The following is a 24,135-nucleotide window of genomic DNA, read 5'->3' on the forward strand; positions in this document are numbered from 1 at the left end:
CCTGTGTTACCTTGAGCACCTTGAGGTCCAGTGGCACCGGTAGCACCTGTGTTACCTTGAGCACCTTGAGGTCCAGTGGCACCGGTAGCACCTGTGTTACCTTGAGCACCTTGAGGTCCAGTAGCACCGGTAGCCCCTGCTGGCCCAGTAGGTCCAGTAGGCCCTTGAATGAATGAGGCAGAATTAACTAGAGCGGTTTGTAATGCTGCGATTAATTTAAGAAGCTCTTGAAGTGTGCAAGGGTCAATTCGGAATAGTTTTGTAATGGATAGTAAATAATTAATTAGATTTTGAAGCTCGATAAATACAGCGCTTGCTACGAAAGTTGGATTTTTTAATATAGTTATTAAGTTTTTAATAATAGCTAACCCTTGTGCTTTCAGGGAGGAAGTAGCATCTAGTGAACAAATAAATTTACTTAGTAGGTTCAATGTATCAATTAGATCTTCAATATTTTGGGGAGATGGATTTGCGAAAAGTTTTGGGATTATTTTTGTTAAATCGATAATGATTGCGCGGAATGTTCTAAGTTGTGCCTTAGTAACTGGGATTGATGGAGTATTTGGAATTCGTCCAGCGCTACTTGGAAAGCATGGTTTGGAGAATTTGTTCTGACTGTCGTTATAATGAGACATTAAATCTCTCCTTTCTAATGAGGATATGAACGAAACTCATCATAGTAGATGCAAAAATTAGTTAAATGGTCATAGTAAAATCGTTTGTTTGAAGAAAAAATAGAAAAAACGCCTTATGATAAGGCGTTTTTTCTATTTTCTGCATATTGATAATATCGTTTTAGTGAAATCTTTGATTTGAACCCAGCTAGCTTTATAATTTCTGACTCCGGAGTTTCTTTTTTTATTAAGTTTAAAATATAGGTGTTACGAAAGTGTTGTCCTGAGATTCCTTTGCGTAAATTAGCTCTGGATACTTCAAGGCGAATCATTTTTTGGATAGCGATTTCTGTTAATCCCTTCGGTGCATCATTTTCGTATACCCATCTGTATGTTCCACGATTAAAATCGAATGCGACAAATAATGGGTCATTACTATGATATTTTGGACGAACGGGTTCAGGGATGCTTTTGTAATAAGTATATAGTTGTTTTTTGTCTTCGTTAGTTAAAGTAATTGTTCTTTCTACTCCTGCGGTTGCAGGTATAGATAACGTGTTAGTTTCAAAGTGGACGTGATGCATAGTTAATGCTGTAAGTTCCTGTAAGGATAATCCATAGTCAATTAATAAATTTAAAATAGCGATATTACGATCCATCAATAAAGGGCGTACAGGACGTTGTTTTTCTGAAAGTCCTTCTAATGAAGTGACTATATGTTTTAATCTTTTTTCTTCATCAGATGAAATGAAATCTTCATTGCGGAGTGTGCGGTCTGGTTGAATAGAAATTTCCATGTTCTTTAATGGGTTAGGAATATTTAGAAAGTGATGCATTCGATTTAATACAATGAATACACGGTGCATCGTTTTCTCTGAGTAATGTCGATTCTTTTTTAAGTCGGAAAAGTAATCTTCGTAGTCTTTTGTACAAAGTGTAGCCCATATATTACTGGAAGGGAGCTTTTTGTTTTTTTCTAACCAATGTCCGAAATCTTCAATGTCATAAACATAACGTTTAATGGTTGAAGGTTTTCGGCCTTTATTCAATAAAAAAATAGAAAAGGCTTGTATTGTATCATGGAATTCCGTTGTCTCCATAGTCCCACCACCTTCATTATTTCTTTTATTATAGCAAACTTTTCTGAAAATAGTCATTTGCAAAGGAGACAAGAATAATAATATTTGGTGAGTGGATAAAATGAGGTGATTGTATGGAACAATCGATGCGAAAGAAAAATAATAATCAAATTAACATTGTGTTAAATCATCGAAAGAAAATTTCTTTACCGGCTGCAGAAAATAAAACAGTAATTTCAAATGAAACTACTACGAAACATGAGATGCTGCAAAGAATTGAAGAAGAGATGGGAAAACTCGTTGGGATGGATGATATAAAAAAGATAATAAAAGAAATATATGCTTGGATTTATGTGAATAAAAAAAGACAAGAAATAGGATTGAAGTCTGAGAAACAAGTACTTCATATGTTATTTAAAGGGAATCCAGGTACAGGGAAGACAACTGTTGCTAGAATGATAGGGAAATTATTATTTGAGATGAATATTCTATCAAAAGGGCACTTAGTTGAAGCTGAACGTGCGGATCTTGTAGGAGAGTACATCGGTCATACAGCTCAAAAAACAAGAGATTTAATAAAAAAAGCAATGGGAGGAATTTTGTTTATTGATGAGGCGTATTCATTAGCACGAGGGGGAGAAAAAGATTTTGGAAAAGAAGCAATTGATACGCTCGTAAAACATATGGAAGATAAACAACACGGTTTTGTATTGATTTTAGCTGGATATTCAAGAGAGATGAATCACTTTCTTTCATTGAATCCAGGACTGCAATCTCGTTTTCCATTTATAATTGAGTTTGCGGACTACTCAGTAAATCAGTTGTTAGAAATAGGGAAGAGGATGTATGAAGAGCGTGAATATCAGTTATCGAAAGAGGCTGAATGGAAATTTAGAGATCATTTACATGCTGTAAAGTACTCATCGCAAATTACATCCTTTAGTAATGGACGATATGTCCGGAATATTGTTGAAAAATCGATTCGTACACAAGCTATGCGGTTGTTACAAGAGGATGCATATGATAAATATGATTTGATTGGAATATCAAGCAGTGATTTGATGCTTGAAGAGGAGACGCACAGTACGTAAGCTGTGCGTCTGTTTTTCTGTATAAGTGCTTCTATTGTTTTTTTGCTTTTTCTTGATAAGATTTATGGAATCGTTCCATTTTAGCACTTTTTTCGTGTGCGGAATTAGGGTCGTGTTCAATTTGACCTACTGAGCTTTTTTGAGCCCCTTTATTCACATGGTTTGTCATTTGTATTCACCTCGCTTTGAGGATTAGTATAAACATTCTGTAAAGAAAAACTCATTAGAAAAGAAAAACCCCTTTACGATTTGTAAAGAGGTTGGATTGCTATTTATGCATTGAACGTTCGTTTGTGTCGATGCGTCTATGCGGTAAATGCCATTTGTAATGAATAGAAACCATGCGGAAGCAAACAATTAAAATGAATAAGGTGTATAGAGCCCAATCGCTAACAATAATTTGAGCGCCGATTAAGAAACCTGCCAGAATTGTCCAAAAAGCATATACATCAGCTCGAAGAACGAGAGGTTTTCTACGGGCTAAAAGATCGCGGATAATACCGCCTCCAATGCCAGTTAAAACAGCTGCTACGATTGTAGCGCTAATTGGTAAATTTAATTTTTGAGCGTATAATGCCCCTTGTACGGCAAATGCTGATAAGCCGATAGCATCAGTGATGTTTTCCCACTTTTTCCAGTGTCTAATTAATTTATTTGGAAAAAGAAAAATAATCGTCATTGATAAAAGTGCGATTTGGAATAACATGTCTTGTTGCCAAAACGCGACAATCGGATAACCGATTAATAAATTACGAAGGGCACCTCCCCCAAATGCGGTTGCCATTCCTAAAATATACACCCCGAAAATATCATAATCCTCTTCCATTGCAACAATAGCCCCGCTTAATGCGAAAGCAATTGTGCCTATGATGCTAAAAATCTCCCATGCCATGAATTTTCTCCCCCGCTAACTAGATGAAATGTGCTTCCTCTGCTATTATATTAGAAGGTTTAAATTTCGAAAAGGATGAGTGAACATATTTGATGGAAGAAAAAGAGAAAGTCATATTAGTGGGCTGTCAATTGCCGCAAGATGATGATGAAAAATTTATGCATTCCATGAAAGAACTTGCATCATTAGCGAAAACTGCACGAGCAGAATTGTTAGTGTCTACAACGCAAAAACGACCGAAGTTTCATCCAGCGACTTATATAGGTAAAGGTAAATTAGAAGAGCTTACAATGTTAACTGAAGAATTAGAACCGGATGTTATCGTATTTAATAACGAATTAACACCGAGTCAAATTCGGAATTTATCCTCAGTATTAGATGCGAGGGTAATTGATCGAACGCAACTTATATTAGATATTTTTGCGCAACGTGCGAAGTCGAGAGAAGGGAAGCTTCAGGTAGAATTAGCTCAGTTGCAATATACAATGCCGCGTCTTATGGGGCAAGGATTGTCTTTATCACGTCTTGGTGGTGGTATTGGAACGAGAGGGCCAGGTGAAACGAAACTTGAGACGGATCGTCGTCATATTCGAGCGCGCGTTGATGAAATAAAGAAACAACTTGCAGTTGTTGTGGAACATCGAAAAAGATATCGTGAGAGAAGAAAAGATAATAAAGTATTTCAAGTTTCGTTAATAGGATATACAAATGCGGGGAAATCTACGTTGTTTAATAGATTAACGGAAGCTGATACATTTGAAGAGAACTTGTTGTTTGCAACGCTAGACCCGACAACAAGGAAGATGCCGTTACCTTCTGGTTATACAGTATTACTAACTGATACGGTTGGTTTTATACAAGATTTACCTACATCATTAATTGCTGCATTCCGCTCGACATTAGAAGAAGCTGGTGAAGCGGATGTTATTTTACATGTTGTGGATTCTGCAGACCCTAATTATATAGGGCATGAGAAAACAGTAAAACAATTATTGTCAGAACTCGAAATTAATCATATTCCTATCATTACGCTATATAATAAAAAAGATGAATTACATCAAAACTTTATTCCGTTTCCGAAAAGTGATTTTTTAATGACTAGTGCTTTTGAAGAAAAGGATCTATTACATATAAAAGAAGCGATAGAAACGAAAATGAAGGAAGAAATGAATCGTTATCAAGTGGAAATACCCCCGAGTGAAGGTAAGTTATTAACTCTATTAAAGACAGAGACACTATTAACGAAAATGGAGTTTTTGGAAGAGAAATTTGTATATGGTTGCGCGGGGTATATTTTTGCTCATTCATCGCTTAATGTACAATTAAAGAGATTTTTAGTGGAAGAAGGAGAAAATAAAAATGTTTGATCGTTTGAAAAATGGAGAAAAAATTGCTCCGATCGTAAAAGAAGTAGAGAGCCAAATTACAGAAGTACATAAACGTGCGGATGAAGTAATTGAAAGTAATCAGTTTCGTGTATTAGAAAGTTTTCGTAAACACAAAATTAGCGATTCACATTTTATTCCGACGACAGGTTACGGTTATGATGATATTGGCCGTGATACGTTAGAAAAAGTGTATGCAGATGTATTTGGAGCGGAAGCTGGTCTTGTTCGTCCGCAAATTATTTCAGGTACTCACGCAATTTCAACAGCGCTATTCGGTATTTTACGTCCGGGAGATGAGTTATTGTACATCACGGGTAAGCCGTATGATACGTTAGAGGAAATTGTTGGTGTGCGTGGAAAAGGTGTAGGGTCATTCAAAGAATATAATATTGGTTATAATGCAGTTCCGCTTACTGAAGAGGGGCTTGTTGATTTTGGAGCTGTTGCGGCTGCCATTCATAGTAATACGAAAATGATCGGTATTCAGCGCTCGAAAGGTTATGCTACTCGTCCGTCGTTTACTATTTCTCAAATTAAAGAAATGATAGCGTTTGTTAAAGAAATTAAACCTGATGTTGTTGTGTTTGTAGATAACTGTTATGGTGAGTTTATTGAAGAGCAAGAGCCATGTCATGTTGGTGCAGATTTAATGGCAGGTTCGCTTATTAAAAACCCGGGTGGGGGAATTGTTAAAACTGGTGGTTACATTGTTGGTAAAGAACAGTATGTTGAAGCGTGTGCATATCGTTTAACATCTCCAGGAATCGGTGCGGAAGCAGGGGCATCTTTATACAGTCTGCAAGAAATGTATCAAGGTTTCTTCTTAGCGCCGCATGTAGCAGGACAAGCGCTAAAAGGTGCGATTTTTACAGCTGCATTTTTAGAAAAGTTAGGAATGAATACATCACCAGCGTGGAATGCACCAAGAACGGATTTAATTCAATCTGTTCAATTTGATGACAAAGATCGCATGATTGCATTCTGCCAAGCAATTCAATATGCATCCCCGATTAATTCTCACTTCACTCCATATGCTAACTATATGCCGGGGTATGAAGATGATGTAATTATGGCTGCGGGAACTTTTATTCAAGGTGCAAGTATTGAATTGTCAGCTGATGGTCCAATTCGTCCGCCTTATGTTGCTTACGTACAAGGTGGGCTAACTTATTCGCATGTGAAGATTGCGATCTGTTCTGCAATTGATGCATTAATTGAAAAAGAATTATTAACAATTTCTTAAAGGGAAGCTGTCGATTTCGACAGCTTTTTTTCGTGTGAAAGTAATGATTTATTGCATTAGAAAAAAGAATGAAAAAATTTTTAAAAAAATCATGTAAGAAAAGCTAACATCTATTGACACTAAACATAACATGGTATAAAATGAGAAGCAGTTAAGGCGAAGGAGGAACTGAAACAATGAAAGAAGATAGACGTTCTGCCCCGCTGTTTCCTATTGGTATTGTTATGGATTTAACACAATTATCTGCACGTCAAATTCGCTACTATGAAGAGCATAATCTTGTTTCTCCAACCCGTACAAAGGGGAATCGTAGATTATTTTCATTTAACGATGTAGATAAGTTGTTAGAGATTAAAGATTTATTAGATCAAGGCTTGAATATGGCTGGTATTAAACAAGTGTTACTAATGAAAGAAAATCAAACAGAAGCAGTGAAAGTAAAAGAAGAAACGAAAGAAATTTCAAAAACTGAGCTTCGCAAAATACTTCGAGACGAACTACAACATACAGGTAGATTTAATCGAACTTCATTGCGACAAGGTGATATTTCAAGGTTTTTTCACTAAAGAGAACTGATTCTGAAGGTGTTTAGAGGGACTAAGGAGGAATTTATAATGGCTAGGTACACAAAAGAAGATATTTTCCGTTTGGCGAAAGAAGAGAATGTAAAGTATATCCGTTTACAATTTACGGACCTTTTAGGAGTAATTAAAAACGTAGAAATTCCAGTGAGCCAATTAACAAAAGCTCTTGATAACAAAATGATGTTTGATGGATCTTCTATTGAAGGTTTCGTACGTATTGAAGAATCTGATATGTACTTATATCCAGACTTAGATACTTGGGTGATTTTCCCTTGGACAGCTGAAAAAGGTAAAGTAGCTCGATTAATCTGTGATATTTACAATGCAGATGGTACTCCATTTGAAGGAGATCCACGTAACAACTTAAAACGTGTATTAAAAGAAATGGAAGCTTTAGGATTCTCAGATTTCAATCTTGGACCAGAGCCAGAATTCTTCCTATTCAAAGTAGATGAAAAAGGAAATCCAACATTAGAATTAAACGATAACGGTGGATACTTCGACCTTGCGCCGATGGATCTAGGGGAAAACTGTCGTCGTGATATCGTTCTTGAACTTGAAGAAATGGGCTTTGAAATTGAAGCGTCTCACCATGAGGTTGCTCCAGGGCAGCACGAAATTGACTTCAAATATGCAAATGCAATTCGTTCATGTGATGACATTCAAACATTTAAACTTGTTGTAAAAACAATTGCTCGTAAACACGGTTTACACGCAACATTTATGCCAAAACCATTATACGGTGTGAACGGTTCAGGTATGCACTGTAACTTATCACTATTCAAAAATGGTGAGAACGTATTCTATGATCAAAACGGTGACTTACAATTAAGTGATGACGCTCGTCACTTCATCGCAGGTATTTTAAAACATGCACCAGCATTTACAGCGGTAGCAAACCCAACTGTAAACTCTTACAAGCGTTTAGTACCTGGATACGAAGCTCCTTGTTACGTAGCGTGGTCTGCACAAAACCGTAGTCCATTAGTACGTATCCCTGCATCTCGTGGTATTAGTACACGCGTAGAAGTACGTAGTGTTGACCCAGCTGCAAACCCATATTTAGTAATGGCTACATTATTAGCAGCAGGTCTTGATGGAATTAAAAACAAATTAACTCCACCAGCTGCAGTAGATCGTAACATCTACGTAATGACAAAAGAAGAGCGCGAAGAAGCAGGTATCGTTGACTTACCAGCAACATTAGCGCAAGCTTTAGTTACATTACAATCTAACGAAGTAATTAGTAACGCATTAGGAGATCACTTACTTGAGCACTTCATCGAAGCGAAAGAAATTGAGTGGGATATCTTCCGTACACAAGTTCACCAATGGGAACGCGATCAATATATGTCTCTTTACTAAGAGGTGAGGAGCCCTGATACTACGGTATCAGGGCTTTTTTATTTGTTGGTAATATAGGTGTTAGTTGAAATGAATTGAATAGATGTCTGAAAAAATTATGACGGTATTTAAATTTCTATTCCATATCTTTAATGTAACGTGGTGAAATTCGAATTGTTTTGTGTTCCAAAAGGGTGGATAAGTAAAAGTAACATGCGTAATATCTATGGATATAAAAAATTGAATGATATGTTGTGTTCGGTATTGGATATGTTTCATACTAAAGTTCGAGTGTTTAAAAATACAGTACCTTGCAATAAACAATACTAAGTGGTATATTATGGATATGTCGGGTAACGTGTATTGAACAGTACTGAAATGAGAAAGGGGGATTACACTTGAACGTTCAGTTTAAAAAAGGTGTGTTAGAACTGTGTGTACTGGCACTTGTGAAACGTAAGGATTGTTACGGCTATGAACTTGTTCAGCAAATCTCAAATAAATTTTTAATATCGGAAGGGTCAGTATACCCTTTATTACGTCGTTTAACGAAAGAAGGATATTTTCAAACGTATTTAAAAGAATCTACGGAAGGACCACCTCGCAAATATTATCAACTAACTGAGCAAGGGGAAACGCAACTGAATTTGTTAGTAACAGAGTGGCGTGATTTTGCGAAAGGTGTACAAGAAATTATTGAAGGGGTGGAATGGGATGAGTAAAGAACAGTTTCTTAAGGAATTATCAAGTCACCTTAGAAAGTTACCGGACGAAGAGAGAAAAGATATTTTATTTGATTATGAAGAGCATTTTCAGTTTGGGATAGAAGAGGGAAAAACTGAATCGGAAATAATAAAGGGGCTTGGTTCTCCGAAAGTAATTGCAAAAGAATTGCTTGCGATGTATCGTTTCGATGAAATGAAAAAAGATCCATCAACTTCAAATGTGACAAGAGCTGTCATGGCGGCGATTGGACTTAGTTTGTTTAATTTCATTATTGTGTTAGGCCCGTTATTTGCAATTATTGCTTTTATATTTTCTTTTTGGGTCGGTGGGATTGCTAGTGTAGTGACACCATTTTTCGTAATTGGAAAAGTATTTATGGGTACCTTTATATGGTTAGATTTATTCGTTGGTATAACTTTTGTTGGAGTAGGTTTGTTGTTATGTATAATCGCTTATTATAGTACGAAGTGGTTTAAAAAGCTTTGCGTACGTTATGTAATATGGAACTTCAAAATGATAAAAGGGGAGTAGATGATGAAAAAAATATTGTTAGCAGCAATCGCTTGTATCATTATTGGAGTAATTGGGATTTCACAAACATATGAAAAAGCAGTGCAAGCTGCAGAAGAAGGAAACAAAGAAGATAAAATTAAAAATGAAACACTAAAAAATATAGAAGTTAAGTTAGATGTCGGGGATATTGTTGTCCAAAAATCTCCTGACGCTTCTTTTTATGTAAAGCAATCAGGAGATGCGCGTAAACAAGAGATTCGTATTACTGAAGATGGTGACACATTAAAAATCATTGGGGAAAGAGAAAAAGATGCTTCATTTGATTTTTCTTTTTACGATTTTAGGTTTCAAACGTCTACATTGACTCTCCTTGTGCCTGAACGCTCTTACCAAGATGTAAAAGTAAATTCATCTGCTGGACAAATTGAAATAAGTGATGTGAAAAGTGACCGTGTAAGTGCTAGAACACTTACTGGAGAAGTGGATTTGAAACATGTAACGGCTAAGAATGTGGAGGGATCTACAAAAGCTGGTGAAGTAAACTTTAAAAAAGTAATAGGGAAAGTGACTGCAAAAACGACCAGTGGGGAAATAAATATTCTAGATCATGATTCTAAGTACAATCTAGAAGCAAGTTCAACTGCGGGAGATATAAATATTACTTTATCGGAAAAACCAAAAGATGCGGTAATTACTGGGCAAAGTGCTGCCGGGGATGTAACAATTTTTAATGAAGAAAATAAAGACGTAACGATTGGTAATGGGAGTAAAAAGATTAGCGGTAAAACAGCTGCGGGCGATGTGACGATTGAAACGCGTTCATAAGAAATAGAATGTGTGAAAATCTATCAAAATACAAAAAAGAAGATAATTACCGTATATAAATAAGGTAATTATCTTCTTTTATATTCTTAATGTAAATCACGATATACGCCAATTACTTTACCGATAACTGACACTTGCTTTAAAATGATAGGTTCTAATGAAGAGTTTTCCGGTTGTAGACGGAAATGGTCTTTTTCTTTATAGAAACGTTTAACAGTTGCTTCATTATCTTCTGTTAAAGCGACTACAATTTCACCATTATATGCAGACTGTTGTTGGCGAACAACAACTAAATCTCCATCGAAAATACCAGCTTCAATCATACTATCTCCAGAAATACGTAACATAAACACTTGATCTGCTCCTGCGACAATGCTAGCTGGAAGAGGGAAGTGTTCCTCAACGCTTTCGACTGCTGTAATTGGTAATCCAGCAGTAACTTTCCCGACAATTGGAACTTGAATAACAGATTGTGTTTCTGTATCCATTCGGTCTTCACCTAAAATTTCAATTGCACGTGGTTTTGTTGGATCGCGTCGAATGTATCCTTTTTCTTCTAATCTTGATAAATGTCCGTGCACTGTAGAACTAGAAGCGAGGCCGACTGCTTGACCAATTTCACGTACGGAAGGTGGATATCCTTTTTCTTGTACTTTTAGCTTAATAAAGTCGAGAATGTCTTGCTGGCGTTTCGTTAACTTTTCCATGTTTTCTAACACCTCGTTTTCTTTCATTTTCTTATTAATAAGTATAACATGTGAAAAAACATTCTACAAACATAAGTTCGAACAAAAGACGAATTTATGTTACACTAAAGGGAAATTATAGTGAGAAAGAGGGGTTCATAATGAATGCAATTATTTATGCGCGTGTGAGTACAACAAAAGAAGCACAAGAAACATCATTATTACGTCAAAAAGATGAATTATTGCATTTAGCGGAGCGCTATCAAATGAATGTTACTAAGGTGATTGAGGAACAGGCTAGTGGCTATACAATTGAACGTGACGGCATATTAGAAGTGCTAGATACAATTCGAGATGAACAAATTGATGTGCTACTTATACAAGATGAAACGCGCCTTGGTAGGGGTAATGCAAAGATTGCGTTAATGCACTGTTTACATAAAGAAGGAATAAAAGTATATACACATACACATAATGGTGAATTGCAATTGTCGGATTCTGATTCAATGGTATTAGATATTATTGGTATTGTTGAAGAGTATCAAAGAAAGATTCATAATTTAAAAATTAAACGTGGTATGCAACGAGCAGTAGAAAAAGGCTATCGTCCAGAAAATAATTTAAAGAATCGTCATTTAAGTGTAGGACGAGAGAAGAAAGAAGTGCCAATTGAGGAAATTGTACGTTTGCGCAAGAGTGAACTTACTTTCGAAGAAATTGCAGCAACACTACGTGGCTTTGGTCATAATGTTTCAAAAGCGACGGTACATCGTAGATATGTAGAGTATACAAAGCAATTGCTTGATAAAGAAGAGTAACTATTGTATGATAATAATCAGTTTTGAGTAGAAGGGGGATTCGAGATGCTTAGTCACGAACTCGTTGAACGCATTAACTTCTTAGCGAAAAAAGCAAAAGCTGAAGGTTTAACTGAAGAAGAACAACGTGAGCGTCAATCGCTACGTGAACAATATTTAAAAGGATTTCGTCAAAATATGTTAAACGAACTAAAAGGAATTAAAGTCGTTAACGAACAAGGTACTGATGTTACACCGGCGAAATTAAAAGCTTTAAAAAAGCAAGATAATGCAAAATTAAACTAAAAGATGGGCGAAAAGCCCATCTTTTTTATTTATTTAATAACTTTCCAGTTGTTATTAACGGTTGCTTCTATCTTTTTATGTTTCAATATATAGTTAGCAATAAGTTCAGACATATTTGTTGGTATGTCTTTTATTACGGGCTTATTTTGAAACATAAAGAAGTTCCCTCCGCCGCTTGCGCGATAATTATTCATGACGACGTCATATTCTTCGTTCATATTAAGGGGAGTGCCTTTATGTTGTAAAGATTCTACTCTTTCGCCAATTGGTTTTGAAATGTTTAATACGTACGAAATTCCTTCCCACATATCGTAATTATAGTGTTGCGGTTTTGGTTCTATGTAGCTAGGGTTTACGATGATGGTTCCATCGTCTTTTAATGTGAAATAAGAAGCAGAGAGTTCGAGAGCATCTTTTATATCAGCTCCAGTTATTCTAATTACTTTTAATGTATTTGGATAAATATAATTAGAAACGATGTCACGCATTGTTACATATGTCGGGAAACCTGGAGATGTATTATGGAATAAGCTTGTACAAGAAATAGAAACATTAGCTATATCCATCTGTATTTTATTTATGAATTCAATAAAAGGATGGTCTTGCAAACGAGTTTGCATAGCATCTGAAATTTGCATGTCACCGTGGATGGTTCCAATAGGTTGATCAAGCCATTTTTGTGTTTTCTCTTCATAATCGGTTACCAAGTAAAGAACATCTGGATCTGCCTCGATTTCTTGCACAGTCAATAGTTCTGAATAACTCTCTTTTTTTACCCACTCTTGTTTCATTTTTTCAAATGTTACAGTTACTTTTCCAACTGAATGTCCATTACATCCAGTCTGTAAAATTGTTACATCATTACCCACTGTTTGAGCAATTTTTCGGTGCTGATGGCCTGTTAATAAAATATCTATGCCCTCAATTTCATGACACATAGCATACCCTTGGTTTTCGCCTGTTAAAACTTCAGTCGGTTCTCCAGTTTGTAAATCGCGTTCAAATCCCCCATGATACGCTACGACTAGTAAATCTGGTTTCTCATGTTCGTGAATGTAAGAAACCCAATTTTTTGTTGTTTCTAACGCATTTTCAAATTGCAAGTCTTTAATGTGATGGGGTTGTTCCCAATTTGGAATATAATGCGTTGTCACCCCTAAAATAGCAATTTTTATATTTGCTTCAATATGTTTTATTATATATGGTTTCCCGAAATAAGGTTTTTTACTGCTTTTGTCTAAAATATTTGCTGATAAATATGGGGAGTTTGCAGTAGAAATAGCATTGTTTAATACATCCATTCCATAATTAAATTCATGGTTTCCAATCACTGCAGCGTCATAACGTAAATAGTTTGCTATTAATGACATTGGGTTTTTCTTATCTTTTTCATATGTAGCGTAATGGTAAGTAAATGGTGTTCCTTGTATGAAGTCACCGTTATCAATTAAAAGAACGTTTTTATTTTGGGACCGTTCTTTTTTTATAAGAGTAGAAATCTTAGCTAAACCAATTTCTGCTGGAGAGTTATCTTGGTAGTGAATTGGATAAACAGTACCATGTATATCACTTGTTAATAGGATGTTTAAAGTTACAATTTGATTTTGATTCAATATCATTCACCTTTTCTATTATTATCTACCGATTAAGCATATCAAATATATGGAGAGAATTTTAATGTGAGTGTATAGAATGTGTAAAGATTCTGTAAATAATCAATTATTTGTAAAAATGTGTGATATATTTCTTCATGTTTATGAAAGGTTATTTTATAACAATGAAAAATGGAGGCATTAACATGTTGAAAAAAGTTTTTGCAATGAGCACAACAGTTGTATTAGCAGCGGGTTTGTTAAGTGGCTGTGGAACGAAGGAATCAAGCGCAAGTAAAAATGCAGATACGAAAAAAGGGTATGTACCGAAGACTTTAAATGTTCAATTTGTTCCTTCTCAAAATGCAGATACGTTAGAGGCGAAGGCAAAACCACTTGAGAAGCTATTAAGTGATAAGTTAAATATTCCAGTAAAAGTTAGTATTTCGACGAATTACAATACAATTGTAGAAGCGATGGCATCTAAGCAAGTAGATGTAGGATTTTTACCTCCAACAGCGTATGTGCTAGCACATGAGAAAAAAGCTGCAAACGTAATTTTACAAGCACAACGTTTTGGAGTAGATGATGAAACTGGAGCTCCTACAAAAGATTTAGTAGACTTCTATAAATCTGAATTTGTTGTTAAGAAAGATTCAAATATTAATAGTGTAAAAGATTTAAAAGGTAAAAAAATTGGTTATCAAGATGTAACGTCATCAGCGGGATATGTGTGGCCTGCGGCTGTACTATTAAAAGAGGGCGTTGATCCGTTAAAAGATGTGAAACCTGTTACATTAAAAGGTCACGATCAGTCGCTTATTGCTCTTTTAAATGGTGATGTAGATGCAGCTGTTGTATTCCAAGATGCTCGTAATATTGTAAAAAAAGATTATCCGAATATATTCGATCAAACGAAAATAGTGAAATTTACGGAGAAAATTCCAAACGATACGATTTCGGTACGTTCTGATTTAGATGAAGAGTGGAGCAAGAAATTACAGGATGCTTTCATTGAAATTGGAAAGAATGAGGAAGGTCACAAAATCATTAAAGAAGTATATTCACATGAAGGATATGTTAAATCTGATGATAGTAAATTTGATATCGTTCGTGAATATGGGAAGAAAGTAAAAACGCAATAATACATATGGAAATGGCAGCTAACTGGAAAGGTATGTTTTCAGTTAGTTTGCCGTTTTGAATTCATAGAAGGTAGGTAAGATGTGTGATAGAGTTTCGAAATGTTTCCAAAGTGTATCCAAATGGTACAAAAGGATTGAATGATATAAATTTGAAAATTCAAAAAGGTGAGTTTGTTGTAATGGTAGGGCTGTCCGGAGCTGGAAAGTCTACACTTTTAAGATCGGTAAATCGTCTTCATGAGATTACAGAAGGTGAAATCATGATTGAAGGTGAGTCTATTACTGCTGCAAAAGGAAAAGGATTACGCCGCATGCGCCGGGATATTGGTATGATTTTTCAAAGTTTTAATCTTGTAAAGCGATCAACGGTATTAAAGAACGTATTAGCTGGCCGTGTCGGGTATCATTCGACATTACGTACAACGTTAGGCCTATTTCCGAAAGAAGATTTGGAGCTTGCCTTTCAATCGTTAAAAAGAGTAAATATTTTAGAAAAAGCATATGCGCGGGCTGATGAATTATCAGGAGGACAACAACAACGTGTATCAATTGCTAGAGCATTGGCGCAAGAAGCAAAAATCATATTGGCAGATGAACCTGTTGCGTCGTTAGATCCGCTAACAACAAAGCAAGTATTAGATGATTTGAAAAAAATTAATGAAGATTTTGGAATTACAACAATTGTAAACTTACATTCTATTGATTTAGCTAGACAATATGCGACACGCATTATTGGATTACATGCAGGCGAAATTGTTTTTGATGGCCTAGTAGAAGAGGCAACGGATGAAAAATTTGCTGAAATTTATGGTGACGTAGCGCAGAAAAGCGAATTGTTAGAGGTGGCAGTTAAATGAATGACGTGACGATATATTCGAAATCGATACCGAAGCCGCCGAGTAAGTTAAAACATATGTTAACGTTAATTCTAGTCTTTTTACTGTTGTGGGGAAGTAGTATACAGGTCGACGCATCATTTTCAAAACTAGTAGTTGGTTTTCCTAATATGATGGATTTGCTAAAAGAGATGGTGCCACCAGATTGGAGTTATTTTCAAGTTATTACAACAGCAATGTTAGATACAATACGTATGGCGATTATTGGGACGACTTTAGGTGCGATTTTAGCTATTCCACTGGCACTATTTGCGGCAAATAATGTGTTTACTAGTGCATTTTTGTACAGTCCAGCTCGATTGATTTTAAATTTTATCCGAACGATACCAGATTTATTATTAGCGGCGATTTTTGTAGCTATTTTTGGAATAGGACCACTTCCAGGTATTTTGGCTCTTACTTTTTTCTCAATTGGGCTCGTGGCTAAATTGTTGTATGAGTCAATTGAATCGATTGATCCAGGTCCATTAGAAGCGATGACAGCAGTAGGAGCAAATAAGGTGCAATGGATTATTTATGGGGTAATTCCGCAAGTGAAAGCGCATTTTGTCTCCTATGTTCTTTATACATTTGAGGTAAACGTACGTGCAGCAGCTGTTTTAGGTTTAGTAGGAGCTGGCGGTATCGGATTATATTATGATCGTACACTTGGATTTTTACAATATGAACAAACTGCATCTATTATTATTTATACCCTTGTTGTTGTATTGTTAATTGATTATGTAAGTACATTGTTGCGGGAGAAATTATAATGAGTAAAACGACGTTAATCGTACCAAAACCGAAGAAACCGAGTATGTATCGCTGGATTATTTTCATAGCACTTACATTTGTTTATGTATGGGCTTTTTCGGGAGTACCGCTAGAGGGAATCAAAGATACGGCGGGAGAAATTACAAAAGCAATTATGACAGGTGTATTGAATCCAGATTGGTCGTATGTATCTTTGTCAGATGGTGAAGATTTATTACATGGTTTAATTGATACGTTGGCAATTGCGATATTAGGTACATTTATTTCTGCCTTTTTATCTGTTCCATTCGCTTTTTGGGCGGCGACGAATATGAGTAGTGGAAAATTAACTTCGGGAACTGGGAAATTTGTACTTAGTTTTGTCCGTACATTTCCTGAATTAGTTATGGCCCTTCTATTTATAAAAGCTGTTGGACCAGGTTCTTTTGCCGGCGTTCTAGCTTTAGGGTTACACTCTATTGGAATGTTAGGGAAATTATATTCAGAAGGAATTGAAAATATAGATAAAGGACCGACGGAAGCGTTAATAGCAACAGGTGCGAATCGCTTTCAAATACTTTGGTATGCAGTATTGCCGCAAGTATTACCAGATTTTCTATCGTATACGTTATACAGGTTCGAAATTAATGTGCGATCCGCTGCCATTTTAGGTGTTATTGGAGCAGGTGGAATTGGCACACCTCTAATTTTTGCACTGAGTTCACGCAATTGGTCTCGCGTGGGAATTATTTTATTGGGCATCATTTTAATGGTCATTATCATTGATTTTATTTCAAGTTCGATTCGGAAACGGATTGTTTAACTGATTTGAAAAGCATCGAATTTAGATGCTTTTTTGTATTTTTAAAGCGGATTGAAAAAGTTAGTATAGAAGAATTTTGTATATCTGTATAAATATACAGATAATTCTCTTTCTTTTTAAAATAAAAATAATGAAAAAGTATGTCATATTGAATGCCCATACATTCCCGGAAACATTGATTTTTTTATAAAAAATCAAAAAAACATCAACATATTTGTCGATACATGTTGTATAATCTTGCGTGGGAAGCTATCATATAAATGTATAAAACGTTTACTAATATAAGCGAAGGGAAGAATAGCATGTCACATTCAATCGAACAACTTTCTATCAACACGATTCGCACATTATCCATCGATGCGATTGAAAAAGCAAACTCTGGTCACCCAGGAATGCCAATGGGTGCAGCACCAATGGCTTATACATTATGGACTCAATTTATGAAACACAATCCAAATAACCCAACGTGGTTTAACCGTGATCGTTTCGTATTATCTGCAGGTCATGGTTCAATGTTATTATACAGCCTACTTCACCTATCTGGTTATGATGTAACAATGGATGACTTAAAGAACTTCCGTCAATGGGGAAGCAAAACTCCAGGACATCCTGAGTACGGTCATACAGCTGGTGTAGATGCAACGACTGGTCCACTTGGACAAGGTATTGCAACTGCTGTAGGTATGGCAATGGCAGAAAGACATTTAGCTGCTAAATATAACCGTGATGCGTATAATGTAGTAGATCATTATACATACGCTATTTGTGGTGATGGAGATTTAATGGAAGGCGTTTCTGCTGAAGCATCTTCATTAGCTGCTCATTTACAATTAGGTCGTCTTGTTGTGCTTTACGATTCAAACGATATTTCATTAGATGGCGATTTAAATCGTTCATTCTCTGAAAGTGTAGAAGATCGTTACAAAGCATACGGATGGCAAGTAATCCGTGTTGAGGATGGAAACGATATTGAAGCAATCGCGAAAGCAATTGAAGAAGCGAAAGCTGACGAAAAACGCCCAACGCTAATTGAAGTAAGAACGACAATTGGTTTCGGTTCTCCAAACAAATCAGGAAAATCAGCTTCACATGGTTCTCCACTTGGTGTAGAAGAAACAAAATTAACGAAAGAAGCATATGCTTGGACTGCTGAGCAAGACTTCCATGTAGCAGAAGAAGTATATGACAACTTCCGTAAAACAGTACAAGATGTTGGTGAAACTGCGCAAGCTGAGTGGAACACGATGCTAGGTGAATATGCACAAGCATACCCAGAATTAGCAAACGAATTCCAAGCAGCAATGAACGGTCAACTTCCAGAAGGTTGGGAGCAAAACTTACCGACTTATGAATTAGGATCAAAAGCAGCAACTCGTAATTCTTCTGGTGCTGTAATTAATGCAATTGCAGAGTCTGTACCATCATTCTTCGGTGGATCTGCTGACCTTGCTGGTTCTAACAAAACATACATGAATAACGAAAAAGACTTTACAAGAGATGATTACAGCGGTAAGAACATTTGGTACGGTGTACGTGAGTTCGCAATGGGTGCAGCAATGAACGGTATTGCACTACATGGTGGTTTAAAAACTTACGGTGGTACGTTCTTCGTATTCTCTGACTACTTACGTCCAGCAATTCGTCTTGCAGCATTAATGCAATTGCCGGTAACGTATGTATTCACACACGACAGTATCGCTGTTGGTGAAGATGGTCCAACACATGAACCAATCGAGCAATTAGCGGCGCTACGTGCAATGCCAAATGTATCTGTTATTCGTCCAGCTGACGGTAACGAGTCTGTTGCGGCTTGGAGACTAGCTCTAGAATCTACAAACAAACCAACTGCTTTAGTATTAACTCGTCAAGATCTTCCAACATTAGAAGGTGCAAAAGACGATACGTATGAAAAAGTAGCAAAAGGTGCATATGTAGTTTCTGCAAGCAAGAAAGAAACAGCTGATGTAATCTTACTTGCAACTGGATCAGAAGTAAGTCTAGCTGTTGAGGCTCAAAAAGCATTAGCAGTAGACGGTGTTGACGCATCTGTTGTCAGCATGCCATCTATGGATCGCTTTGAAGCTCAAACTGCTGAGTACAAAGAATCTGTATTACCAAAAGCAGTAACAAAACGTTTCGCAATCGAAATGGGTGCTACATTCGGATGGCACCGTTACGTAGGTCTTGAAGGAGATGTGTTAGGTATCGATACATTCGGTGCTTCTGCTCCTGGTGAGAAGATTATGGAAGAGTATGGATTTACTGTAGAGAACGTTGTTCGTAAAGTAAAAGAAATGCTTTAATGATTTTAGAAAAATCTCTCCGGCATGGAGAGTTTTTTCTATGTAAATGAGTTTTTTCGACAGAAAAAGTTTTTTCTCTCTCCGCAGTCAGACAATCATTGCAAAATTTCTTCTATATAATGAAGAGAAAAGGTTGTCCAGATTGGGAGGCGAAAGATGAAAACGTATGAATTGTATTTAATTCAAGAGGATATTGCGAAAGCTTACTTTGGTCGTGAATATTTGTTTTTTGATTTATTTGCTCGATTTTCAGAATCTGGGTCCCTTTCGGAGAAAAAAGTGCTATATAAACAAATGATGTATATAACGATGCCATTACAAGTAATGAAAATTCATCATAAATTAGAACAAGCTTTGCGCGTTCTTGGTAAATATGATCGAACACATCATACACATACACTTTATACAGGGGCAGAATATGGCGAAATAATGGTGAAACCACACTATATTCGCATGAATACCTCTGGAAATGTTTCTATGGAAACGACTTTCTTTGAGGTGCTTCGGAAGTGTGAATTAACATTTTTAGCTATGGATTATGAAAATACAAAGTACGGATGGCTGAATCCTCTAAAACAAGTACGAACATATGTGTAAAAAATGTCGAATTGTATCTTGTCTTATTGAAAAGGTTTTAGTACACTGTAAGGTAGACAACATGAAGGAGGAAAATATATGCCAATTTGGTTAGGTATTCTAGTGGGCGTAGTAGCACTAGTAGCAGGCGTGGCGTTAGGATTTTTCATTGCCCGCAAATACATGATGAATTACTTACAAAAAAATCCACCAATTAACGAACAAATGTTAAAAATGATGATGATGCAAATGGGACAAAAACCTTCCCAAAAGAAAATCAATCAAATGATGAGCGCGATGAACAAGCAACAAATGAAATAAGCGCTAAAAGACACTCGCTAAGAGTGTCTTTTCTTTTTTATACGAATAGAGTTTAAAACTTTTAAAAATTCTGTATTTTTGTTAAACTGAAAACATCGCTCATTTTAAGGGAGGAGGAAAAATATGAAAGTGTTTATGAATTTAGCGTGGTTTTTTAAACAAGAAAAACGAGCGTACATAACCGGAATTATTTTATTATTTGGCGTCGCACTTTTAGAACTTGTAGCACCAAAAGTGATTGGGATTGTTGTAGATGAAATTAACGATGGAACATTAACGACTGATAAGTTACTGAAATGGGTTGTACTATTAGTAATTGTAGGTATTACAATGTACATATTACGTTACGTGTGGCGCATTATGATTTTTGGGTCTTCATTAAAGTTAGCGCGCCAATTACGGAAAAATTTGTATGAACATTTTACAAAGATGAGTCCATCTTTCTATCAGTCAAATCGCACAGGAGATTTAATGGCGCACGCGACCAATGATATTCAAGCAATTCAGCAAACTGCTGGGGCGGGTGTTTTAACACTTGTTGATTCATTGGCTGTTGGAGGATGTGTACTCGTAGCAATGGGTTTTACAATTAGTTGGAAGTTAACATTGTTAAGCTTAATTCCAATGCCGATTGTAGCAATATCGACAAATTATTACGGCACTTTATTACATAAAAGGTTTCATAAAGCACAGCAATCGTTTTCGGAAATCAATGATAAAGTGCAAGAGAGTATGAGTGGGATGAAGGTAATTCGATCGCTTGGACAAGAAAAAGAAGATTTGCAAGCGTTCCGAAAAAAATCAGAAGATGTCGTACATAAAAATATGTTAGTTGCACGTATTGATTCGTTATTTGATCCAACAATCGCTCTTATCGTAGGATTTTCATTTTTAATCGCAGTATGTTACGGGTCAGTATTAGTTGTGAGAGGTGAATTAACAGTAGGTGATCTCGTTACATTTACGACGTATTTAGGTACCCTCGTTTGGCCGATGTTAGCGTTTGGATGGCTGTTTAATATTATGGAGCGTGGGCGTGCTTCGTATGACCGTGTAGAAAAAATTCTCTCACAAAAATCAGATGTAGTAAATAGAGAAAATGCTGTGCATACAGTAGCGAGCGGTGATGTTTCATTTGCGGTCGATTCGTTTTCGTATAAGAAAAATGAACTGTTACATTTAACAGATATTCACTTTGATTTGAAGAAGGGGGAAACTTTAGGGGTCGTGGGACGTACAGGTGCAGGGAAAACGACTTTATTAAAATGTTTAATCCGTGAGTATGATCATTTTAATGGTGAATTAAAAGTTGGAGAGCGGGATATTAGAGATGTAACACTTTACGGTGTCCGTTCTGCTATTTCATATGTGCCGCAAGATCATTTTTTATTTTCAGCGAGTATTGGGGAGAATATTGCCTTTGGAAAGGCGGATGCTACATATAATGAAATTACCCGTGCTGCAGAGATTGCTTGTATTCACAATGACATCCTTCAATTTTCAGAAGGATATGAAACAGTAGTTGGGGAAAGAGGTGTTTCTTTATCTGGAGGTCAAAAACAGAGAATTTCTATTGCGCGTGCTTTATTAACGGATGCTGAAATTTTAATTTTAGATGATTGTTTATCAGCAGTAGATGCAAAAACAGAAGAAACGATTTTAAATGCTTTAAAGAGGGAGAGAGCAGGGAAAACGACAATTATTACTGCCCATCGTTTAAGTGCAATTCAGCATGCCAATCTTATTCTTGTTGTGGATGAAGGTAAAATTGTACAACGAGGTACACATGAACAACTAATGAAAGAACATGGTTGGTATAAAGAAATGTATGAGAGCCAGCAGTTAGAAGCATTAGTCGAGAAAGGAGGCGTATGATGGCTGAGAAAAAACAGAGCGATTTAAGAAGATTACTGTCTTATATGAGGCCATATAAAGGACTGTTAGCATTAGCATTTTTATTTCTAGTTGGTGCAACTGTAACAGAAATGATGGGTCCTTTTTTAATTAAACAATTCCTTGATGAACACTTAGTACCACGTAACTTTGATCAATCAGCACTTGTTACTCTATTTGTAGTGTATATTGTTGCTCACATATTAAAAGTATTATTTACTTATTTAGACTTGTTATATTTTCAAAATATCGCTTTTAAAATTGTTCAAGATATGCGTGTTGAAGTATATGAGCATGTTCAAAAGTTGTCATTAAGTTTCTTTGATCGTACGCCGATTGGTACACTCGTATCGCGCATAACGAATGATACAGAAGCAATTAAAGATTTTTATGTCAGTGTATTATCAACATTTGTTAAAAATATCGTATTTTTAGTAGGGATTTTAGTAGCGATGTTTTTATTAAATGTAAAATTAGCGCTATTTTCTCTCGTATTAATTCCGATCATGTTTGCGATTATGGTGCTATATCGTCGGAAAAGTGCAGCTTTTTATTTAGAAGTCCGTAATCAATTAAGTGTGTTAAATGCAAAGTTAAACGAGTCCATTCAAGGGATGAATATTGTTCAAGTGTTCAGACAAGAAAAGCGTATGAGAAAAGAATTTGAAGAAGTGAATAATAAACATTATAGTGCAGGGCGACGTACATTAAAGTTAGATGCATTGCTTTTACGTCCAGCAACTGATTTAGTTCATATTGTAGCTATTGCGTTAGTACTTGGTTTATTTGGAATTGATGCTTTGAAGAGTCCTGTTGAAGTAGGCGTTTTATATGCGTTTGTTAACTATATCCATCGTTTCTTCCAGCCTGTAAATGAGATGATGATGAAATTATCATTTTTCCAACAGGCACTGGTTTCATCATCACGTGTATTTCATTTAATGGATGAGAAAGATTTAGCGCCAGTTCAAAAAGGGGATGGAAATCCTCAAGTTATTAATGGAGATATTGAATTTAAAAATGTTACTTTTTCGTACGATGGAAAACGTGATGTTTTAAAAAATGTATCTTTTCACGTGAAACAAGGGCAAACGGTTGCTTTCGTTGGGCACACTGGCAGCGGAAAGAGTACTATTATGAATTTATTACTGAGATTCTATAATATTAAGTCCGGAAATATTGTAATAGATGGTGTAGAGTTAGAGAAATTTGAAGAACAAGAAATTAGAAAGAAAATAGGACTTGTATTGCAAGATGCATTTTTATTTGCGGGAAATGTAAAACAAAATATTCGTATGTATAATGAAGAAATTACGGATGAAGAAGTAAAAGAAGCGGCACAATTTGTGCAAGCGAATACGTTTATTGAAAAATTACCAGAGCAGTATGAAACGGAAGTAGTAGAAAGAGGAGCTGCATTTTCTAGTGGTCAACGACAATTAATTGCTTTCGCTAGAACGATAGCGACGAATCCGAAAGTGTTAGTATTAGATGAAGCAACAGCAAATATTGATACAGAAACTGAAGATGCAATCCAAACAGCGTTACAGCAAATGCGAAAAGGACGGACTACGATAGCGATTGCACACAGATTATCTACCATACAAGATGCAGATCAAATTTTTGTTATGCACGATGGAGAGATAGTAGAAAGAGGGACACATCAAGAATTACTGAGTGAACAAGGATTGTATTATAATATGTATTTACTACAAAATAAAGGAAGTTTACAAAAGGCCTTGTAATTACAAGGCTTTTTTACTTTG

Annotated in this window: 25 protein-coding genes; 19 read left to right on the plus strand and 6 right to left on the minus strand. The window is 36.0% G+C overall.

Going from position 1 to position 24,135, the window contains the following annotated elements; all coding sequences use genetic code 11:
- On the minus strand, positions 1–635 hold a 635-nt coding region (locus FH036_RS22480), incomplete at its 3' end, for a collagen-like protein (protein WP_139896236.1).
- A gap of 113 nt (positions 636–748) precedes the next feature.
- Positions 749–1,714, minus strand: coding sequence for a tyrosine-type recombinase/integrase (locus FH036_RS22485; RefSeq protein WP_000450311.1), 966 nt, complete (start codon positions 1,712–1,714; stop codon positions 749–751).
- A 113-nt stretch (positions 1,715–1,827) separates the two neighbouring features.
- Between FH036_RS22485 and spoVK the strand changes: the two genes are divergently transcribed.
- On the plus strand, positions 1,828–2,784 hold the full coding sequence (gene spoVK / locus FH036_RS22490; RefSeq protein WP_000438181.1) for a stage V sporulation protein K: 957 nt from the start codon (positions 1,828–1,830) through the stop codon (positions 2,782–2,784).
- 31 nt (positions 2,785–2,815) lie between these two features.
- On the opposite strand, the gene FH036_RS27240 is transcribed toward spoVK, so the two are convergent.
- A complete protein-coding gene (locus FH036_RS27240; RefSeq protein ID WP_000181493.1) occupies positions 2,816–2,953 on the minus strand; it encodes a hypothetical protein in 138 nt (45 codons plus the stop codon).
- Between the two features lie 99 nt (positions 2,954–3,052).
- Positions 3,053–3,676: a trimeric intracellular cation channel family protein gene (locus tag FH036_RS22495; RefSeq protein WP_000312265.1), complete on the minus strand. Its 624-nt coding sequence runs from the start codon at positions 3,674–3,676 to the stop codon at positions 3,053–3,055.
- A 92-nt stretch (positions 3,677–3,768) separates the two neighbouring features.
- Between FH036_RS22495 and hflX the strand changes: the two genes are divergently transcribed.
- The 7 genes from hflX to FH036_RS22530 all read left to right on the plus strand — a co-directional run bounded on the left by hflX (position 3,769) and on the right by FH036_RS22530 (position 10,299).
- Positions 3,769–5,043: a GTPase HflX gene (gene hflX / locus FH036_RS22500; RefSeq protein ID WP_139896237.1), complete on the plus strand. Its 1,275-nt coding sequence runs from the start codon at positions 3,769–3,771 to the stop codon at positions 5,041–5,043.
- Positions 5,036–6,307 (plus strand): methionine gamma-lyase family protein, encoded by a 1,272-nt coding sequence (locus FH036_RS22505; RefSeq protein WP_000460296.1) that lies wholly within the window; start codon positions 5,036–5,038, stop codon positions 6,305–6,307. The genes hflX and FH036_RS22505 overlap by 8 nt, the downstream gene beginning before the upstream one ends.
- 176 nt (positions 6,308–6,483) lie before the next feature.
- Positions 6,484–6,873 (plus strand): transcriptional repressor GlnR, encoded by a 390-nt coding sequence (glnR, locus tag FH036_RS22510; RefSeq protein ID WP_000656783.1) that lies wholly within the window; start codon positions 6,484–6,486, stop codon positions 6,871–6,873.
- Between the two features lie 48 nt (positions 6,874–6,921).
- Positions 6,922–8,256, plus strand: coding sequence for a type I glutamate--ammonia ligase (glnA, locus tag FH036_RS22515; protein WP_000135330.1), 1,335 nt, complete (start codon positions 6,922–6,924; stop codon positions 8,254–8,256).
- 377 nt (positions 8,257–8,633) lie between these two features.
- On the plus strand, positions 8,634–8,957 hold the full coding sequence (locus FH036_RS22520) for a PadR family transcriptional regulator (RefSeq protein WP_001102620.1): 324 nt from the start codon (positions 8,634–8,636) through the stop codon (positions 8,955–8,957).
- Positions 8,950–9,492, plus strand: a complete 543-nt coding sequence (locus FH036_RS22525) for a DUF1700 domain-containing protein (RefSeq protein WP_070806710.1) — start codon at positions 8,950–8,952, stop codon at positions 9,490–9,492. Before FH036_RS22520 ends, FH036_RS22525 begins: the two co-directional genes overlap by 8 nt.
- The gene (locus tag FH036_RS22530) at positions 9,493–10,299 is read left to right on the plus strand and encodes a DUF4097 family beta strand repeat-containing protein (protein WP_041184133.1); all 807 of its coding nucleotides are present in this window, start codon (positions 9,493–9,495) and stop codon (positions 10,297–10,299) included.
- Between the two features lie 86 nt (positions 10,300–10,385).
- On the opposite strand, the gene lexA is transcribed toward FH036_RS22530, so the two are convergent.
- Complete coding sequence (lexA, locus tag FH036_RS22535) at positions 10,386–11,006, minus strand: transcriptional repressor LexA (protein ID WP_000413738.1); 621 nt, start codon at positions 11,004–11,006, stop codon at positions 10,386–10,388.
- Positions 11,007–11,146: 140 nt separating this feature from the next.
- On the opposite strand from lexA, the gene FH036_RS22540 reads away from it, so the two are divergent.
- Both FH036_RS22540 and FH036_RS22545 read left to right on the plus strand, forming a co-directional pair.
- Positions 11,147–11,803, plus strand: a complete 657-nt coding sequence (locus FH036_RS22540; RefSeq protein ID WP_000991471.1) for a YneB family resolvase-like protein — start codon at positions 11,147–11,149, stop codon at positions 11,801–11,803.
- A gap of 45 nt (positions 11,804–11,848) precedes the next feature.
- Positions 11,849–12,088 (plus strand): DUF896 domain-containing protein, encoded by a 240-nt coding sequence (locus FH036_RS22545; protein ID WP_000948565.1) that lies wholly within the window; start codon positions 11,849–11,851, stop codon positions 12,086–12,088.
- Positions 12,089–12,117: 29 nt separating this feature from the next.
- On the opposite strand, the gene FH036_RS22550 is transcribed toward FH036_RS22545, so the two are convergent.
- A complete protein-coding gene (locus FH036_RS22550; protein ID WP_001075247.1) occupies positions 12,118–13,701 on the minus strand; it encodes a bifunctional metallophosphatase/5'-nucleotidase in 1,584 nt (527 codons plus the stop codon).
- Positions 13,702–13,886: 185 nt separating this feature from the next.
- Between FH036_RS22550 and FH036_RS22555 the strand changes: the two genes are divergently transcribed.
- The 9 genes from FH036_RS22555 (at position 13,887) to FH036_RS22595 (ending at position 24,114) form a co-directional block, all read left to right on the plus strand.
- Positions 13,887–14,825, plus strand: a complete 939-nt coding sequence (locus FH036_RS22555; protein WP_000915049.1) for a phosphate/phosphite/phosphonate ABC transporter substrate-binding protein — start codon at positions 13,887–13,889, stop codon at positions 14,823–14,825.
- An 83-nt stretch (positions 14,826–14,908) separates the two neighbouring features.
- Positions 14,909–15,682 (plus strand): phosphonate ABC transporter ATP-binding protein, encoded by a 774-nt coding sequence (gene phnC / locus FH036_RS22560; protein ID WP_044793451.1) that lies wholly within the window; start codon positions 14,909–14,911, stop codon positions 15,680–15,682.
- Entirely contained in the window at positions 15,679–16,473 is a 795-nt protein-coding gene (phnE, locus tag FH036_RS22565) for a phosphonate ABC transporter, permease protein PhnE (protein WP_138321303.1), read from the plus strand. The genes phnC and phnE (FH036_RS22565) overlap by 4 nt, the downstream gene beginning before the upstream one ends.
- The gene (phnE, locus tag FH036_RS22570) at positions 16,473–17,276 is read left to right on the plus strand and encodes a phosphonate ABC transporter, permease protein PhnE (protein WP_044793449.1); all 804 of its coding nucleotides are present in this window, start codon (positions 16,473–16,475) and stop codon (positions 17,274–17,276) included. The genes phnE (FH036_RS22565) and phnE (FH036_RS22570) overlap by 1 nt, the downstream gene beginning before the upstream one ends.
- Positions 17,277–17,578: 302 nt before the next feature.
- Positions 17,579–19,579: a transketolase gene (gene tkt, locus FH036_RS22575; protein ID WP_000019767.1), complete on the plus strand. Its 2,001-nt coding sequence runs from the start codon at positions 17,579–17,581 to the stop codon at positions 19,577–19,579.
- Between the two features lie 156 nt (positions 19,580–19,735).
- Positions 19,736–20,176: a sporulation inhibitor of replication protein SirA gene (sirA, locus tag FH036_RS22580; RefSeq protein WP_000860645.1), complete on the plus strand. Its 441-nt coding sequence runs from the start codon at positions 19,736–19,738 to the stop codon at positions 20,174–20,176.
- 78 nt (positions 20,177–20,254) lie between these two features.
- Positions 20,255–20,476: a YneF family protein gene (locus FH036_RS22585; RefSeq protein WP_001123317.1), complete on the plus strand. Its 222-nt coding sequence runs from the start codon at positions 20,255–20,257 to the stop codon at positions 20,474–20,476.
- 123 nt (positions 20,477–20,599) lie between these two features.
- Positions 20,600–22,351 (plus strand): ABC transporter ATP-binding protein, encoded by a 1,752-nt coding sequence (locus FH036_RS22590; protein ID WP_000862463.1) that lies wholly within the window; start codon positions 20,600–20,602, stop codon positions 22,349–22,351.
- Positions 22,351–24,114 (plus strand): ABC transporter ATP-binding protein, encoded by a 1,764-nt coding sequence (locus FH036_RS22595; protein WP_139896238.1) that lies wholly within the window; start codon positions 22,351–22,353, stop codon positions 24,112–24,114. Before FH036_RS22590 ends, FH036_RS22595 begins: the two co-directional genes overlap by 1 nt.
- The last annotated feature ends 21 nt before the right edge of the window (positions 24,115–24,135 follow it).

Source organism: Bacillus sp. CD3-5, assembly GCF_006349665.1.
In the GTDB taxonomy this organism is placed as follows: Bacteria; Bacillota; Bacilli; order Bacillales; family Bacillaceae_G; genus Bacillus_A; species Bacillus_A paranthracis.

Excerpts from the sequence above, each read along its gene's own strand:
- FH036_RS22485 (WP_000450311.1), bottom strand. The coding sequence starts at position 1,714 with ATGGAGACAACGGAATTCCATGATACAATACAAGCCTTTTCTATTTTT.
- spoVK (WP_000438181.1), top strand. The coding sequence starts at position 1,828 with ATGGAACAATCGATGCGAAAGAAAAATAATAATCAAATTAACATTGTG.
- FH036_RS27240 (WP_000181493.1), bottom strand. The coding sequence starts at position 2,953 with ATGACAAACCATGTGAATAAAGGGGCTCAAAAAAGCTCAGTAGGTCAA.
- FH036_RS22495 (WP_000312265.1), bottom strand. The coding sequence starts at position 3,676 with ATGGCATGGGAGATTTTTAGCATCATAGGCACAATTGCTTTCGCATTA.
- hflX (WP_139896237.1), top strand. The coding sequence starts at position 3,769 with ATGGAAGAAAAAGAGAAAGTCATATTAGTGGGCTGTCAATTGCCGCAA.
- FH036_RS22505 (WP_000460296.1), top strand. The coding sequence starts at position 5,036 with ATGTTTGATCGTTTGAAAAATGGAGAAAAAATTGCTCCGATCGTAAAA.
- glnR (WP_000656783.1), top strand. The coding sequence starts at position 6,484 with ATGAAAGAAGATAGACGTTCTGCCCCGCTGTTTCCTATTGGTATTGTT.
- glnA (WP_000135330.1), top strand. The coding sequence starts at position 6,922 with ATGGCTAGGTACACAAAAGAAGATATTTTCCGTTTGGCGAAAGAAGAG.
- FH036_RS22525 (WP_070806710.1), top strand. The coding sequence starts at position 8,950 with ATGAGTAAAGAACAGTTTCTTAAGGAATTATCAAGTCACCTTAGAAAG.
- FH036_RS22530 (WP_041184133.1), top strand. The coding sequence starts at position 9,493 with ATGATGAAAAAAATATTGTTAGCAGCAATCGCTTGTATCATTATTGGA.
- lexA (WP_000413738.1), bottom strand. The coding sequence starts at position 11,006 with ATGGAAAAGTTAACGAAACGCCAGCAAGACATTCTCGACTTTATTAAG.
- FH036_RS22540 (WP_000991471.1), top strand. The coding sequence starts at position 11,147 with ATGAATGCAATTATTTATGCGCGTGTGAGTACAACAAAAGAAGCACAA.
- FH036_RS22545 (WP_000948565.1), top strand. The coding sequence starts at position 11,849 with ATGCTTAGTCACGAACTCGTTGAACGCATTAACTTCTTAGCGAAAAAA.
- FH036_RS22555 (WP_000915049.1), top strand. The coding sequence starts at position 13,887 with ATGTTGAAAAAAGTTTTTGCAATGAGCACAACAGTTGTATTAGCAGCG.
- phnE (WP_138321303.1), top strand. The coding sequence starts at position 15,679 with ATGAATGACGTGACGATATATTCGAAATCGATACCGAAGCCGCCGAGT.
- phnE (WP_044793449.1), top strand. The coding sequence starts at position 16,473 with ATGAGTAAAACGACGTTAATCGTACCAAAACCGAAGAAACCGAGTATG.
- tkt (WP_000019767.1), top strand. The coding sequence starts at position 17,579 with ATGTCACATTCAATCGAACAACTTTCTATCAACACGATTCGCACATTA.
- sirA (WP_000860645.1), top strand. The coding sequence starts at position 19,736 with ATGAAAACGTATGAATTGTATTTAATTCAAGAGGATATTGCGAAAGCT.
- FH036_RS22585 (WP_001123317.1), top strand. The coding sequence starts at position 20,255 with ATGCCAATTTGGTTAGGTATTCTAGTGGGCGTAGTAGCACTAGTAGCA.
- FH036_RS22590 (WP_000862463.1), top strand. The coding sequence starts at position 20,600 with ATGAAAGTGTTTATGAATTTAGCGTGGTTTTTTAAACAAGAAAAACGA.
- FH036_RS22595 (WP_139896238.1), top strand. The coding sequence starts at position 22,351 with ATGGCTGAGAAAAAACAGAGCGATTTAAGAAGATTACTGTCTTATATG.